The sequence below is a fragment of the Duganella rhizosphaerae genome, assembly GCF_040364205.1.
Lineage (GTDB): Bacteria > Pseudomonadota > Gammaproteobacteria > Burkholderiales > Burkholderiaceae_D > Rugamonas > Rugamonas rhizosphaerae.
The window spans coordinates 92,273-107,166 of record NZ_BPWK01000003.1 but is presented as its reverse complement, the minus strand read 5'-3'; the positions used below and the strand labels follow the sequence as shown (position 1 = coordinate 107,166).

The window sequence follows — 14,894 nt, the reverse complement described above, 5'->3', positions numbered from 1 at the left end:
TCTTCTCCGTCTAAGATGACAACAGCGCGCGCCGGACTTCCGCCATGAAGCGGATCTGGTTGAAGCCGGATTTTTCGATGATGTGGATGACCTGCTCCGGATTCTTGTTGAGCGCCGCGCGGTCTTGCTGGGTCACCATTTTCGCGGTCACCACCAGAATCGGGATGCGCGCGGTGTCTTCGTTGCGCTGCAGCGCCTCCACCACCTCGAAGCCGTTCACCTCCGGCATCATCAGATCGAGCAGGATCAGGTTCGGCCGCAAGCGCTTTGCCAGCTCGAGCGCTTCCGCCCCGCCGTACGCCCGCACCACCGAGTAGGCCGGGCTGGGCAGGAAGGCGGCGATCACCTCCACCGCCTTGGGGTCGTCGTCGACCACCAGCACGGTATGGGTGTGTTCCGGCACCGGCTCCAGGCCCAGGCCGCCGAGGGCGCCTTTGAGCTGTTGCCGGCTGACGGGTTTTTGCAGCACGGCGGCCGCCCCTCCGGCCAGCGCCATATTGCTGTTGACCTTGCTGGAAATGACCACCACCGGCACCCGCGCCAGCGTGCCGTTTTCGCGTATGCGCTGGAGGAACTCCCAGCCGTCTATCCCGGGCAACAGGAGGTTGAGCGTGATCAGGCTGAGCGAATACTGTGGGGCGAGCACCAGCGCCTCCTCCGCGCTGGCCGCGATCACCACGGTAAAGCCCTCGGCTTCGAGCAGCAGGCGTATGAGTTCCGCGGCGCGCTCGTCGTCCTCGACGACCAGGGCCATGCGTTCGCGCGGCTCGGCGGCCGGCCCGGGAGCCGGGGGCAGGGCGCCGGCTACGTTGAGGTCCAGGCAGATCGGCAGCCAGGCCGCAAAACGCGCGCCTTCGCCTTCGGCGCTGGCAACGGCGACGGTGCCGCCGTGCAGCTCGGTCAATTCCTTGACCATGGCGAGGCCGAGTCCGGTGCCCTGGAATTTTCGCGCCAGGCTGCTGTCGATCTGGCTGAAGGCCTGGAACAGCTTGGCCATATTGCGCTGCGAAATCCCGATGCCGCTGTCGGTGACGCAAATTTCGAGAAAGTTCTGGTATTCATTGTCGGGCCGGGGAAAGCCGTGCACCGGCCACTGTCCGGCCAGCACGCCAACTTGATGGCCGCCGACCAGGCGCGCGCTCAGCGTCACGCGCGCGCCCTCGGCGCTGAACTTGACGGCGTTCGACAGCAGGTTGTAGACGATCTGCTTGGTCTTGCGCACGTCCAGATGCGGCGTGCCCAGTTCGCCTTCGATCTCGAGCGCGAGGCTGATGTGCTGGGCGGCGGCCTTTTCCTTGACGATCGACAGGCTGTTCGACAATAAACCGGCCACGTCGACGGCGTCGAGATCGAGCGCCATCATGCCCGCCTCCACTTTGGACAGGTCCAGGATGTCATTGATCAGCGACAGCAGGTGCTGGCCGCTGGAAAAAATGTCGCCGATGTATTCGTGCTGGTTGTCGCTCATGGCGCCGACCAGGCCATCCTTGAGCGCCTCGGAAAAACCGATGATGGCGTTGAGCGGCGTGCGCAGCTCGTGCGACATGGTGGCCAGGAACTCCGACTTCATCCGGCTCGCGTGTTCGAGTTCGACATTCTTTTCGTGCAGGGCGCGCTCGAAGCGCTTGCGCTCGGTCACGTCGCGTGCGGCGGCAAACACGCCCTGCAATTTGCGGTCGCGGTCATGGAAGGTCGCGGCGTTGTAGGACACCACGGTCTCGTCGCCGTTCAGCGCGCGCACCGTCAGCTCATAGTCGTTGACCCGGCTCTCCTTGAGCACGCGCTGGATGGCGGCGTCGGCCTGGGCCGGGTCGGTGAAGAAATTCTTGCTGGGCGCGCCGATCAGTTCGTCGCGCGTGCGGCCCGTGAGTGCGACCATCTGCTGGTTCACGTCCGAGATGATGCCTTGCGGATCGGTCATCATCAGCGCGTCGATATGCGATTCGATCAGCGAGCGGGTGTAGAACTGTTGGTCGCGCAGGCGCTGGTCCAGCAGCGCCTGTTCGGCCTCGACCTGCTTGCGCGCCGTGTTGTCGGTGCCGATCAACAGGTAGCCGAGGATGGTGCCGTTGGCGTCGCGCAGGCCGGTGACGGAGACCACCGCGGGGAGGCGGCTGCCATCCTTGCGCACGTAGGTCAGCTCGTAGATGTCCTCGATGCCGCGCGCCGCCTTGAACACCAGCGCCTCGAAGCCGGGGCTGATCGGCGTGCCGTATTCCCTGCTCAGGCTGTCGGCGCGCGCGATCAATTCGGCGGGGTCGGAAATGTCGGCCGGCGTGACCCGGTCAATGATGTCTTGCGCCGCGTAGCCCAGCATGCGCTCGGCGCCTCGATTGAAGATCTGGATCACCCCCTTTTCATCGGTGGCGATGCTGGAGAAATACACATTGTTGATGATGGCGTCCTGCAGGGCGCCGGTCTTGATCAGTGCCTCCTTGCGGGCAGACTCCACATGCACGTCGCTACCATCCGGCCCCGCACCCGGGCCGTCATTGAGGGCAATTGCAGGCATAAGCATCCTCTCGATCGATCACACAACGGAGGCCTCCCAGCACACGGTCAGGCCTGATAGGACGGCAAATGCAATGTGCAAATTCCCACGTTTCTTGAAGATAGTGACTGGCTCATTATGGGCGCAATTTCCCAACAGCATTCTCTTCAATACTCACAGAAGCTGCGATGACGCTTAATTACAACGGCTGGCGTGGCGCGCCTGCAGTTGTATAGGACAGATCCTCGATGGCACGCTGATAAAATACAGCATCAACCCCACTCCGCGAGCGACCATGAACGACTACATCATCCTCATGCTTGACGATACCGCGCACCCCGACGCCGCCAGCAGCGCGCTGTGGGAATCCTATATCGCCGGCCTGCGCCAGAGCGGCCAGTTCGACGGTGGCAGTTCGATCGGCAAGGGCGCGCTGTACCGCAAGGGCGCACCCACCGATTCCGCCAGCCTGGACGTCACCGGCTACCTGCGCGTGCGCGCCGCCAACCTCGATGATGCCGCGCGCTTCCTGATCGGCAATCCGCACTACGAAGCCGGCGGCGGCGTGGAAATCCGCGAGCTGCCGCAGGATTAATTCGGCTGCCGCATCGCCAGTTGCTCGCGCGCGTAACGCGCCGGCGGCAGTCCGACATGGCGGGTGAAGGCGACGCTGAACGCGCTGGCCGAACCGTAGCCGACGCGTCCTGCAACCTCGGCGATGCCGGCCGCTTGCCGCCGCAGCAGGTGCTTCGCCCAAGCCATGCGCCAAGTCAGCAAATACTCCATCGGCGCGACACCCAATGCGCGGCTGAAGCGCTCGAAGAACGTCGAGCGCGAAAGGGCTGCCTCCTTTGCCAGTTGCGCCACCGTCCAGGGCTTGGTCATGTTTTCGTGTATGCGCCGTAGTGCGACGGCGAGGCGTTCGTCGGCCAGGCCGCGCAGCAGGCCCGGCGATGCGGCGGTCCCTGCCGCCGAGCGCAGCGCTTCGATCAGCAGCACCTCCAGCAGCCGCGCCAGGATCACCTCCCGCGCCGGCCGCGCAGCACGCGATTCTTCTACCACCAACTGCACGATGGTCGATAGCCGCTTTTCGCCGCGTACGTGCACCAGTTGCGGCAGCAGCGACACCAGCAAGGCCGCATCGGGTGAACCGAAGGTGCAGTGGCCCACCAGCAGTTGTGTGTCGGCCGGCACGTCCTGGGCGCCGTGTCTGAACTCGCCGTTCGGCAATTGAATGGGCGGGGTATCCAGGTCCTCCGATGCTGGCGGCTCCAGGCTGGTCATCGTGAACCGGTAAGCAGACGGAATCAGCACAAAGTCGCCTTGCTGCAATCGGATCGGTTCCTGACCGCTGACTTCGAGGCGACACGCGCCTTCGAGTATCACGCTGTAGAACGGTTGCCCCGATTCCGAACGCCGCACGCGCCATGAACCGGCAGCGCCGACGACCTTGGAAAACCGGGCCTGCGGTTGCAGCAAGGTGACGACTTCTGCGAGGGGATCGATCATATCTGGACTATCGCTCATTAAATCTGGACTATTGATTGTAGCAAGTCCGAGGTCGGCGAACTATAGTTTGCTTACTGCAAACCACTCAACAGGAGTCGCCATGAAAACCGTCCTCGTCACCGGATGCTCATCCGGATTCGGCCTTGAAACCGCCCGATACTTCCTCGATCGCGACTGGAAGGTCATTGCCACCATGCGTACGCCGCGCGAGGACGTGCTGCCGCGTTCCGGGCATCTGCGCGTGCTCGCGCTCGATGTCACAGATCCGGACAGCATTCGCCGTGCAGTGGAGGCGGCGGGACCGATCGACGTGCTGGTCAACAATGCCGGGATAGGCGTGCTGGGTGCGCTGGAGGGCATTTCCATGGCCACCGCGCGCGAGGTGTTTGAAACGAACATCCTCGGCACCATCGCGATGACCCAGGCGGTGCTGCCGCAGTTCAGGCTGCGGCGGGCGGGTGTCGTCGTCAACGTGACGTCCAGCGTGACGCTGACGCCGTTGCCTTTGCTGTCCGTGTACACGGCGAGCAAGGCGGCGGTCAATGCGTTCACCGAGTCGCTTGCGCTGGAACTGCAGCAATTCAATGTGCGGGTGAACCTGGTGCTGCCGGGACGTGCTCCATCGACCAGGTTCGGCGAGAATGCGCAAGCGCGCATGCGAGACAGCATACCGGAAGCCTATGCCGGCCTGGCGAAGAGTGTCTTCGAGGCGTGGGGACAATCGACTGCGGTCACGCAGGCCGTGGATGTGGCGGAAGCGGTGTGGCGTGCGGCGAATGATGCGTCATGCCCGCTACGCCAGACTGCAGGTGCGGATACTTGATGCACCAGTCGACCAAGCCGCGCAACGCCGCCGACATGTGCTTGCGGCTGGGGTAGTACAGGTAGAAGCCCGGCATGGCCGGACACCAGTCTTCGAACAGGCGCACCAGCTTGCCTTGCCGGATGTGTTCCACGGCATAGAACTCGTGCACGAAGGCGATGCCGACGCCGTCCCGCGCCGCGTCCACCATCATGGCGTCGTCGTCCAGCACCAGCGGGCCGTCGACGCCGATGGCCAGGCTTTCGCCGTCGCGTTCAAATTCCCACGCATAGACCACGCCGCTGGGGAAGCGGCGGCCGATGCAGGGCAGGCCGCGCAGATCCTGAGGGCTGGCGGGACGGCCGTGCACTGCCAGCAAATCCGGCGCCGCCACGACGGCGAAGCGCTGCGCCGCGCCGATGGGGACGGCGATCATGTCCAGCGCCAGGCTCTCGCCGAAGCGCACGCCGGCGTCGTAGCCCTCGGCCACGATGTCGACCAGTTGGTCGTCGGTGATGACTTCGATCTTGACGCCCGGATGCAGCTTCAGGAAGCCGCTCAGCATCGGCGCCAGCAGCAGCCGTGCCGCAGGGCGCGGCACGTTCAGCCTGAGCGTGCCCTGGATCGTATCGCGGAAGCCGTTGATCTCATCGAGCGCCTGCTCCAGGTCCTCGATCACGCGGCTCACCCGCGCATACAAATGCTTGCCCGCTTCGGTCGGTTCCACGCTGCGCGTGGTCCGGTTCAGCAGGCGTATGCCCAGCCGCGCCTCCAGCGCGCGCATGGCGTGGCTGAGCGACGAGGCGGTGACGTTTCTTTCCTCGGCCGCCTTGCGGAAGCTGCGGTGGCGCGCCACGGCGACAAATATTTCCAGTTCGTTGAGATCGTGCCGCATAGCGTCTATTGCTGAATTCCGTTCATGGGGCCAAGTGGTTTCCTGGCGATTGTATGGATGATAGAGCAAACGTATCATTTTCACTATTGATCACACACGGAGCAAAGAATGAAACAGCGGAAATTGGGTAGTGGCGGCTTGCAGGTTTCGGCCATTGGCCTCGGTTGCATGGGCATGAGTTTCGCGTATGGTGGCGGCGACGATGCGGCGTCCATCCGCACCATGCAGCGCGCGGTGGATCTGGGCGTGACCTTCTTCGACACGGCCGAGGTGTACGGCCCGTACGTCAATGAGGAACTGGTCGGCAAGGCGCTGCGCAGCGTGCGCAACAAAGTGCAGATCGCCACCAAGTTCGGCTTCCGCATCCTGCCGCACGGCCAGGGCCTGCAGCGCATGGCCGGTGTCGACAGCCGTCCGGAACATATTCGCGTCGTGGTGCACGGCTCCTTGCAGCGCCTGGGGATCGACACCATCGACCTGCTGTACCAGCACCGGCCCGATCCATCCGTGCCGGTCGAGGAGGTGGTGGGCGTGATGGCGGATCTGGTACGCGAAGGCAAGGTGCGCCACCTGGGTTTGTCGGAGGTGTCGGCCGCTACGGTGCGGCGGGCCCATGCGGTGCATCCGATCGCCGCCGTGCAAAGCGAGTATTCGCTGTGGAGCCGCGAGCCGGAGCGCCAGGTGCTGCCGGTGTGCCGCGAGCTGGGCATCGGCTTTGTGCCATACAGCCCGCTGGGACGGGGCTTTCTGACCGGCGCGCTGACGTCGACCGATGCTCTGGCGCAGGATGATTTCCGCCGCTCGCTGCCGCGTTTCCAGGACGCCGCGCTGCGCAGCAATCTGGCGCTGATCGGGCAGTTGCGGCAGCTGGCCGCCGGCCACGGCATCACGGCGGCGCAACTGGCGCTGGCCTGGCTGCTGCAACAGGACGAGCAGATCGTGCCCATTCCGGGCGCGCGCCAGCTCGGCCATCTGGAGGAGAACGCCGCAGCCGCGGCGGTGACGCTGGGCGCGGCGGACCTGGCCGCCATCGATGCCATCTTCCGCGCCGGCAGCGTGCAGGGCGAACGCTACACCCAGGGTGATTTCGACCTGGTGGAGCGCTAGGCACGGCCCGACGGATTGGCAGGAATTCATCCATGATTGTCACACGCGCCTGCATGCGGCCTCCCATGCTGTGAGTTTCCGGCTCAACAGGCGTAGCAATGTCCATCAGAATCCTCAGCAAAATCGCCGCAGGCGTCTGCGTACTGTCCGCTGCGGCGTATGCGCAGACGCCGCCACGCGGATGCGACAATATCGAAAGTGGAACGAACGCCGTGGCCCCGGCGGAAATGCGGCAGCCCGTATTTCCGCCGATACAGCTGGAGATCCGCACCCCGCTGGCGCCGACGGTGTTCGCCAGCGCCGGCCGGAACTACCTGCTGTATGAACTGCACCTGCATAATTTTTCAGATCAGGCACTGCCGCTGCGCGGGCTGGAAGTCGTCAATGCTGATGATAGCTCTTTGCTGGAACTGATCAAGGAGCCGCAACTGAAGGAGCGCTTGCGCCTGGCCGGCGCCGATGACGACGGTGGCGAGCCGGTGATTGCTGCCGGACGCGGCGCAATTGTCTTCCTGTGCCTGGCGTTCGACAAGGCTGCCGCGCCGCAGAAATTGCGCCACCGCGTAGTGCTGGACAATGCCTACGCAGACAGCCCGGTGATCGGCACCCACACCACGAAGCCGCATGTGCTCGGTCCGCCATTGGCCGGCACAAACTGGACGGCGGACAACGGCCCGAACCTCCAATCCCATCACCGCACCGGCGTCTTCGTCGCCGGCGGCCTGGCCTATAACGCCCGCCGCTATGCGATCGATTGGAAGAAGTATCAAGCCGGCGACTCCTACGGCGGCGACGCCCGCGACGTGCGCGCCTACTATGCCTACGGCGAGAACGTGCTGGCCGTCGCGGATGGCACGATCGCCGCCGCCCGCAACGATATGCCCGACAACATCCCACGCACCAAGGACGGCTTCACGCCGGCCGTGCCCATCACCATGGACAACATTGCCGGCAACTTCATCGTGATCGACCTGGGCGATGGCCAGTTCGCGCAATATGCGCACCTTCAACCCGGCAGCGTGCGCGTCAAGGCGGGCGACCGGGTGCGGCGCGGACAGCTCATCGCGCGCGTGGGCAATTCCGGCGATGCGCGGGTGCCGCATTTGCATTTCCAGGTGGCCGACGCGCCGGACTTCCTGGCCAGCGAAGGCTTGCCCTACCTGATCGAGCAATTCCAGATGCGGATGGCGGACGGAAAATGGACAGCGCGGAAACGCGAGTTTCCGCTGGATGGCGCCGTCATCGATTTCAGTCTCGCTGAGCGCGGGCGCAAGAAATAAGCGCCGTGTCGTTTTTGTTCAATATCCAGAAATAAACGGTTGCTATAGTCGGTGCTCCTTCCTGCCTCGGAAAGCAAGACGATGATTACTGTTTATGGCTTCGGCCCGGCTTTTGGACGTTCGGAAGCAAGCCCGTTTGTGAAGAAGACTGAGACGTTGTTGAAGCTGGCAAATCTGCCGTATCAAAAACGGACGGGCAAGCTCTTGCGGGCGCCGAAGGGCAAGCTGCCGTATATCGATGACCAGGGCGTGATCTTGTCGGACTCGACTTTCATTCGCTGGCATCTGGAAAAGAAATACGACATCGACTTCGATACCGGCCTGTCCAGCCAGCAGCGTGGCGTGGCGTGGGCGCTGGAAAAGCTGGTGGAAGACCATCTGTACTGGGCCTTGGTGCACCGGGTCTGGCGCGATCCGGTGAATGCCCCGAAAGTCACCGCCTACTTTTTCAGGAAGCTGCCATGGCCGCTGCGTCCGCTGGTGGGTTACCTGGCCCGTCGCCAGGCGGGCAGGAATCTTCGGGCGCAGGGGATGGGGCGGCATGCGCCGGCGGAACAGCTGGATCTCGTGCGCAAGACGGTCGCCTCGATTGCGGACATTCTCGGCGATCAGCCATTCATGCTGGGAGCGCAACCGAGCGCCGCCGATGCCGCGGTCTATCCGTTCATGGAATCGATGGTGGCCGCCGATTTTGACGATGCGTTCAACGACATCGTGAAGTCGCATCCGAATGTGGTCCGCTACGTCGCCACCATGCAGGAGCGGTATTTCGCGGCCGTCTGATATCATCGCCCGATGAACAAGAAACTGATTTTCGTCGGCGCCGCCGCCGGCCTGCTGGGTGTGCTCAACCTGATGAGCCACGCAGAACAGCGCAGCCAGGCGCCGTTCAACGCGCTGCTCACGCCGGCCACCTGCGCTCAGCCGCAATGGCCGAACGAGGCGCGGCGCTATGAGATCGAAGGCGTGACGACGATCCGTTTCCAGATCGGCGCCGATGGCAAGGTGGTGCATCCGGAAGTGTCCCAAGGCAGCGGCTGGCAGATACTCGACGATGCCGCCATCCGCGGCATCTCCCGCTGCGTGTTTCAGCCTAACCTGGACGAGGCCAAAAACGGCGCCTCCTTCCCGATGCAATTTGTCTGGCAGTTCAGCGACGGTCCCGCCGTCCGGCCCCTGCTGGTGGCCGACAGCTGCCAGCCGTCCGCGCGCTTCCAGGCGTTCAAGGAATTCGACCGCCGGCCCAGCGGCAGCGACGGCATCCTGCTGCGCTTCCTGGTCAGCAGCGATGGCGCGCCGATCCGCGTGGTCGCCGAGTCCAACGGCCAGACGCCCGATCTGGTGCAGCAGGCTGAAGCCTATTTGCAGACTTGCCGCTTCGCGATCGACCCGCAAGCGGCCGGCCAGCATACGGACACGGCTTTCGGCCGCGTGCTCCTCAAGCCCTGATCGGCGCTTCCTTATAGTTGCATGACAATACTCTGTGCTATCCTTTGCATATGAGGCAACTTGGTAATAAATGCAATCTTTTGAAATGGCTGGCCGCCTGCGCGCTGGCCATGCTCGCGATGCTTGGCGTGCATGCCGAGCCCATGCGCGTTGCCTACCCGCAGCCGCAGATCGAACTCGACCGGGGCTACTTCGTCAAGATGCTGGAACTGGTGATGCGCAAGTCCGGCGCCAAATACCAATTGCAGACCTGGGATGTGAAGGCGATCAAAGGCCGCGCCGTGCAGGAGCTGGCGCACGGCAGCAACCTCGACGTGATCTGGGCGATGACCACCCGCGAGCGCGAACAGTTGCTGCTGCCGGTGCGCATTCCGCTCGACATGGGGCTGGCCGGCTGGCGCATCGGCGTGATCAACGCCCAGGACAGCGCCAAGTTCGAGACGGTGCGCAGCCTCGATCAACTGCGGCAATACAAGATCGGACAAGGCTATGACTGGGCCGACACCGCCGTGCTCAAGGCCAGCGGCTTCGACGTGGTCACCGGCGCCACCGCCGACAATCTGCATGCGATGCTGGCCGTGAAGCGCTTCGATTACTTCCCGCGTTCGATACGCCAGGTGTGGGGCGAGGCGGAGCAGCACGCGGCGCAAGGGGAGGCGGTGGAAATGACGCTGGCCTTGCACTATCCGGCGGCGGTGTACTTCTTCGTCAACAAGAACAACCCGGCGCTGGGGGAGGCGCTGGAGGCGGGATTGAAACGGGCGCGCAGGGACGGTTCGTTCGAGCAGCTATTCCGCTCGTATAATGCAGATCTCATCCGGCGTACCAAGCTGAGCCAGCGCATCGTGCTGGAGCTGCCCAATCCCGACCTGCCGGAAGAAACGCCGCTGCATCACAAAGAACTCTGGTATTCGCCCACGCGGTATTAGCGCATGTCTTCGGCGCGGCGCCGGTCCGGTTCCGACAGCACGCGGGCGATCACCGGCAGGGGCACGCCGGCATCTTCCAGGAACGTGGCGGCGGCTTCACGGCCTGCGGTTTCAAGCAGGGCCAGGCCGGCGTTGACAGCGATGGCTTTGACCCGGTCGGGGCGCGAACGTCGTTCTACATGCATGGAGGACTCCCGTTTTTTTAGGTGTGCAACAACGCTCAAGCTTAGCACAACAACAATTGTCGTGGAGCAGGCTCACCTTGAAGAAACGGCGAACGTCACTACATTGAACAGACATACTCACCAAGGATAGAACATGACAACAACTGAAACCGCCATCCTGGCCGGCGGATGCTTCTGGGGCGTGCAAGACCTGGTGCGCAAACAAGCCGGCGTGCTGGCAACGCGCGTCGGCTACACCGGCGGCGACGTGCCGAACGCCACCTATCGCAATCACGGCACTCATGCCGAGGCGCTGGAAATCGTCTTCGATCCGGCCGTTATCAGCTATCGCAAAATCCTGGAATTCTTCTTCCAGATCCACGATCCGAGCACCCGCAACCGCCAGGGCAACGACATCGGCACGAGTTATCGTTCCGCAATTTACTATACCAACGAACAACAGAAGGCGACGGCCGAGGACACCATCGCCGACGTCAATGCATCGGGCCTGTGGCCGGGAAAAGTGGTCACCGAAGTGGCGCCGGCCGGCCCGTTCTGGGAGGCCGAACCGGAGCACCAGGACTATCTTGAGCGCATTCCCAATGGCTACACCTGCCATTTCATCCGTCCGGACTGGCAATTACCCAAGCGCTGAGCTGAAATAAATATTCATTGTAATCAATAGCTTGGAGGCCGGAAGGTATTCGGAAGGCAAGATTCCCGCATCGCCGCTACAGTTTGACTCATGTTCTACTTCTCTTCGTTAGGAAGCACCATGAGTCAATTATTTACAGCAGTGTATGAAGTCAACAGCGCCGCCGCCGGCTCGCCCACTTTGTGGTTGAACCTGGTCGTGAATGCGCAAAACGATAGCGTGATCGGCCACGCGCGGGTGGCGTTCGAGGGCGGCGAAACCGCCGGCATTTCGGTGCGCGGACATCACACCCGGATCGAAGGCGAGCACTCACTGGAGGCCGTGGTGCTGGCCGGCTTGCCGGCGATTTTCCCCACGGTGGAGGAAGCACCGAGCGCGTTCCAGCTGCTGATGGTGCTGCCGACCGCTTCCAGGAACGGCCAGGTTTGCTACAAGATGAGTTTTGGCAATCCACAGCAACCGCGCATCGTCGAGGTGCGTGACGGCAGTGCGCACGCGGTGCACCCGGAACTGGCTGCCAGCACCTGATTGCTGGATTTCAGCGGTTTTAGGCCGCTGTCGTCGTCAGTACCACTTCCAAAGTGCACAAAATTGGTACTCACCAATTAACACAATGTTCAATTTGAGACATTCGAAAGTTAGGGCGCCGCTGCGCCCTTTTTGCCTGCTGAAAGTGGTTGGTGGGTACTCACACTCTCTTTCAAGTTCCATATCGATTCTTGCCGCAATAACTCTTCCTTTGATGTAACTGGTATGCGATTGGACGTTGATAAATAAAACCACTTGACTACCAATTATTTGCGCTCCATCCTGAAAAAATAATAAAAGCATAGATTCACCCACCCAAGGAGGAGAAAGCATGGAACGTGCAGTCAAGGGAAACGCGGCCGTACTCGGCCTGATCGCCAGTATGTTGGCGGCTTGCGGCGGGGGCAGCGACAGCCCCACCACCACCACACCACAAATGAAACTGCTGGGCGGCGTGCAAACCGCCGCCGCAGCCGCGGATTGTCCGGCATGGTCGTCCAGCGCGATCTACACGGTCGGCATGTGCGTGACCTACAACGGCTCCACCTACAAGGCCAAGTGGTGGACGCAAAATAACGTGCCAGGCACGGAGCAGTGGGGGCCTTGGGAGTTGCAGGCGGTGACGCCGACGCCGACTCCAACGCCAACCCCAACGCCAACGCCGACGCCAACGCCGACGCCAACGCCAACGCCGACTCCGACGCCAACGCCGACTCCGACGCCAACGCCAACGCCAACGCCAACGCCTACACCGGTCGGCGGTCGTGAAATCGGCTCCTACTTCGCACAGTGGGGCGTGTACGGCCGCAGCTACGAAGTGGCCGACATCCACACCACCAAGACCCCGGTCAACGGTGTGCAGACCAGCGTGGCCGACCAGCTTACCTTCATCAACTACGCCTTCGGCAACACCTACGCCAAGAACGGCGGCTACGAATGCGACATGGTCACCCGCGCCGAAGTGGGCAACGACACGCCGACCTCGCCGCAAGCCGGCACCGGCGGCGACGCCTACGCCGACTACCAACGCCAGCCTACCCGCACCGTGGACGGCAAGACCGTCGCCTGGGACGCTCCGCTGACGGGCAACTTCCTGCAACTGAAGCTGCTCAAAGCCGCGCACCCGAACCTGAAAGTGTTCATCTCGCTGGGCGGTTGGAGCTGGTCGAAAAACTTCTCGGCCGCAGCCAAGACCGACGCGCTGCGCAAGCAGTTGGCCAAATCCTGCGTCAAGATGTTCATCGCCGGCGACCTGCCGGTGCAGGATGGACGCGGCGGCCCCGGCTCCGCCAAGGGCGTGTTTGACGGCATCGACATCGACTGGGAATATCCGGGCGGCGGCGGCCAGCCGTACAACACCTACGACGCGGTCAACGACAAGCATAACTTCACGCTGTTGATGGCCGAGTTCCGCGCACAGCTGGATGCGCAAGGCGCCATCGACGGCAAGCGTTATGCGCTGACGGCCGCCATCGGCGCCGGTACCGAGAAGATCGCCCAGACCGAACCAACCCTGTATTCGCAGTACATGGACTGGGTCAACCTGATGAGCTACGACTTCCACGGCGCATGGGAAAGCACCACCAACTTCCACGCGCCGCTGTACCACGACCCTGCCGATCCTGCGACCGGCATCCTCGCCAAGTACAACACCAACGACGCCGTGACGGCGCTGGTGGCAGCCGGTATGCCGCGCAATAAGATCCTGCTCGGCGTGCCGTTCTACGGACGCGGATGGAAAGGTGTAGCCGCCGGCCCGAACGCCAACGGCCTGTATCAAACCACCACCGGCGGCGCGGCCGGCACCTACGAAACCGGCATCGACGACTACAAGGTACTGGTCAACAAAGCCGGCACGCGCTGGTACCATCCGCAGACCAAGCAGCTGTTCCTGTACACCGGAACCGGCGAATGGTGGAGCTACGACGACCCGACCGTAATCGCGACCAAGATGCAGTACATGCGCGACCAGAGCCTGCGCGGCGCCTTCTCGTGGGAGCTGGACGGCGACGCCAGCGGCGCCCTGACCAGCGCCGTCTGGAAAGGACGCTAAGCCATGAAGCGCCATGCCGTCGTCCAAACCATCGGCGTCACCGACGCATGGCGCAGCTGGATCGCCGAGAATTTGATCCTCGGCATCCGGCCGGATACGCTGGTCGGCATCCTGACCCAGTCCGGCATCGGCGCCCGCGAAGCCAATACGGAAATCGCCGCCGCGCTGCGCAGCCCTTACCTGCAAGGCGTATCGCGATTGCATAACCGGCTGGCCAAGCGCGACTGGGTGCTGCGTATTCAGTCGCAATTGAACCGGCTGGCGCCGACCGAGGTGCCACGCCGGGAGCGCCTTTCCGGTGCGGAGTTCCTTGAGCAGCATTACCATCGCAACCTGCCGGTGATCATCACCGGCATGCTGGACGACTGCGCCGCCCGCAGCAAGTGGACGCTGGAATATCTCAGCGAACAACTGGGTGAACGCATGGTGGAAGTGCAGTTCGGCCGCAGCGCCGATCCCGATTACGAGATGAACAGCCAGTCGCACAAGCGGCGCATGCGTTTCGGCGAGTACGTGGATCTGGTGCGCGACAGCGGCCATACCAACGACTTCTACATGACCGCCAACAACGACGGCCAGAATCGCGAGTCGCTGCAGGAACTGATGGCCGACGCGCCGCCGCTGCCGGAATACCTGAACGCGGAAGGGCGCGGCTTTTTCTGGTTTGGTCCGGCCGGCACCATCACGCCGTTCCATCACGACCTGACCAACAACTTCATGATCCAGATCGCAGGGCGCAAGCGCGTGCGGCTGATCGCTCCCTGCGATACGCCCAAGCTGTACAACCAGCGCCACTGCTTTACCCCGGTCGATGGACGCAACATCGACCTGCAGCGTTTTCCGATGATGGCAGACGTGCCGGTCATCGACTGCGTGCTGGAACCAGGCGAGATCCTGTTCCTGCCCGTCGGTTGGTGGCACTTCGTCGAAGCGCTGGATATCACCATCACCATCTCTGCCACCCACTTCAAGTGGGACAACGACTTCTACAGTCATTACCCGAACAATCACGATTTCTAAAATACGGGAGAC

At 63.0% G+C, this 14,894-nt stretch carries 15 protein-coding genes; 11 read left to right on the top strand and 4 right to left on the bottom strand.

The annotated features are described in order from the left end of the window. Positions 1 to 10: 10 nt before the first annotated feature. Positions 11 to 2,512, bottom strand: a complete 2,502-nt coding sequence (locus tag RUGAMON1_RS07750) for a hybrid sensor histidine kinase/response regulator (RefSeq protein WP_445229966.1) — start codon at positions 2,510 to 2,512, stop codon at positions 11 to 13. Positions 2,513 to 2,786: 274 nt separating this feature from the next. Between RUGAMON1_RS07750 and RUGAMON1_RS07745 the strand changes: the two genes are divergently transcribed. After that, positions 2,787 to 3,086, top strand: a complete 300-nt coding sequence (locus RUGAMON1_RS07745; RefSeq protein ID WP_445229965.1) for a hypothetical protein — start codon at positions 2,787 to 2,789, stop codon at positions 3,084 to 3,086. On the opposite strand, the gene RUGAMON1_RS07740 is transcribed toward RUGAMON1_RS07745, so the two are convergent. Then, positions 3,083 to 4,000 (bottom strand): AraC family transcriptional regulator, encoded by a 918-nt coding sequence (locus RUGAMON1_RS07740; protein ID WP_445229964.1) that lies wholly within the window; start codon positions 3,998 to 4,000, stop codon positions 3,083 to 3,085. The two genes, RUGAMON1_RS07745 and RUGAMON1_RS07740, sit on opposite strands and share 4 nt — an antisense overlap. A gap of 100 nt (positions 4,001 to 4,100) precedes the next feature. Here RUGAMON1_RS07740 and RUGAMON1_RS07735 point away from each other — a divergent pair, with 100 nt between their 5' ends. Further along, a complete protein-coding gene (locus tag RUGAMON1_RS07735; RefSeq protein WP_445229963.1) occupies positions 4,101 to 4,823 on the top strand; it encodes an SDR family oxidoreductase in 723 nt (240 codons plus the stop codon). Here RUGAMON1_RS07735 and RUGAMON1_RS07730 read toward each other — a convergent pair. Beyond that, on the bottom strand, positions 4,732 to 5,697 hold the full coding sequence (locus RUGAMON1_RS07730; protein WP_445229962.1) for a LysR family transcriptional regulator: 966 nt from the start codon (positions 5,695 to 5,697) through the stop codon (positions 4,732 to 4,734). The two genes, RUGAMON1_RS07735 and RUGAMON1_RS07730, sit on opposite strands and share 92 nt — an antisense overlap. A 108-nt stretch (positions 5,698 to 5,805) precedes the next feature. On the opposite strand from RUGAMON1_RS07730, the gene RUGAMON1_RS07725 reads away from it, so the two are divergent. The 5 genes from RUGAMON1_RS07725 (at position 5,806) to RUGAMON1_RS07705 (ending at position 10,462) form a co-directional block, all read left to right on the top strand. After that, positions 5,806 to 6,804, top strand: coding sequence for an aldo/keto reductase (locus RUGAMON1_RS07725; RefSeq protein WP_445229961.1), 999 nt, complete (start codon positions 5,806 to 5,808; stop codon positions 6,802 to 6,804). 98 nt (positions 6,805 to 6,902) lie between these two features. Then, positions 6,903 to 8,084, top strand: coding sequence for a M23 family metallopeptidase (locus tag RUGAMON1_RS07720; RefSeq protein WP_445229960.1), 1,182 nt, complete (start codon positions 6,903 to 6,905; stop codon positions 8,082 to 8,084). Between the two features lie 81 nt (positions 8,085 to 8,165). Continuing rightward, positions 8,166 to 8,867, top strand: coding sequence for a glutathione S-transferase family protein (locus tag RUGAMON1_RS07715; protein ID WP_445229959.1), 702 nt, complete (start codon positions 8,166 to 8,168; stop codon positions 8,865 to 8,867). Between the two features lie 12 nt (positions 8,868 to 8,879). After that, positions 8,880 to 9,533: an energy transducer TonB gene (locus RUGAMON1_RS07710; RefSeq protein WP_445229958.1), complete on the top strand. Its 654-nt coding sequence runs from the start codon at positions 8,880 to 8,882 to the stop codon at positions 9,531 to 9,533. Between the two features lie 80 nt (positions 9,534 to 9,613). Beyond that, positions 9,614 to 10,462 carry a substrate-binding periplasmic protein gene (locus RUGAMON1_RS07705; protein ID WP_445229957.1) on the top strand — a complete coding sequence of 283 codons (849 nt, stop codon included), beginning with the start codon at positions 9,614 to 9,616 and terminating at the stop codon, positions 10,460 to 10,462. Here RUGAMON1_RS07705 and RUGAMON1_RS07700 read toward each other — a convergent pair. Continuing rightward, the gene (locus RUGAMON1_RS07700) at positions 10,459 to 10,647 is read right to left on the bottom strand and encodes a hypothetical protein (protein ID WP_116990631.1); all 189 of its coding nucleotides are present in this window, start codon (positions 10,645 to 10,647) and stop codon (positions 10,459 to 10,461) included. The genes RUGAMON1_RS07705 and RUGAMON1_RS07700 overlap by 4 nt on opposite strands. Positions 10,648 to 10,780: 133 nt before the next feature. On the opposite strand from RUGAMON1_RS07700, the gene msrA reads away from it, so the two are divergent. The 4 genes from msrA (at position 10,781) to RUGAMON1_RS07680 (ending at position 14,882) form a co-directional block, all read left to right on the top strand. Then, complete coding sequence (msrA, locus tag RUGAMON1_RS07695) at positions 10,781 to 11,281, top strand: peptide-methionine (S)-S-oxide reductase MsrA (RefSeq protein ID WP_445229956.1); 501 nt, start codon at positions 10,781 to 10,783, stop codon at positions 11,279 to 11,281. Positions 11,282 to 11,401: 120 nt separating this feature from the next. Continuing rightward, a complete protein-coding gene (locus RUGAMON1_RS07690) occupies positions 11,402 to 11,809 on the top strand; it encodes a DUF1842 domain-containing protein (RefSeq protein WP_445229955.1) in 408 nt (135 codons plus the stop codon). 331 nt (positions 11,810 to 12,140) lie between these two features. Then, a complete protein-coding gene (locus RUGAMON1_RS07685) occupies positions 12,141 to 13,862 on the top strand; it encodes a glycosyl hydrolase family 18 protein (RefSeq protein WP_445229954.1) in 1,722 nt (573 codons plus the stop codon). 3 nt (positions 13,863 to 13,865) lie between these two features. Next, positions 13,866 to 14,882, top strand: coding sequence for a cupin-like domain-containing protein (locus RUGAMON1_RS07680; protein ID WP_445229953.1), 1,017 nt, complete (start codon positions 13,866 to 13,868; stop codon positions 14,880 to 14,882). Positions 14,883 to 14,894 lie beyond the last annotated feature (12 nt).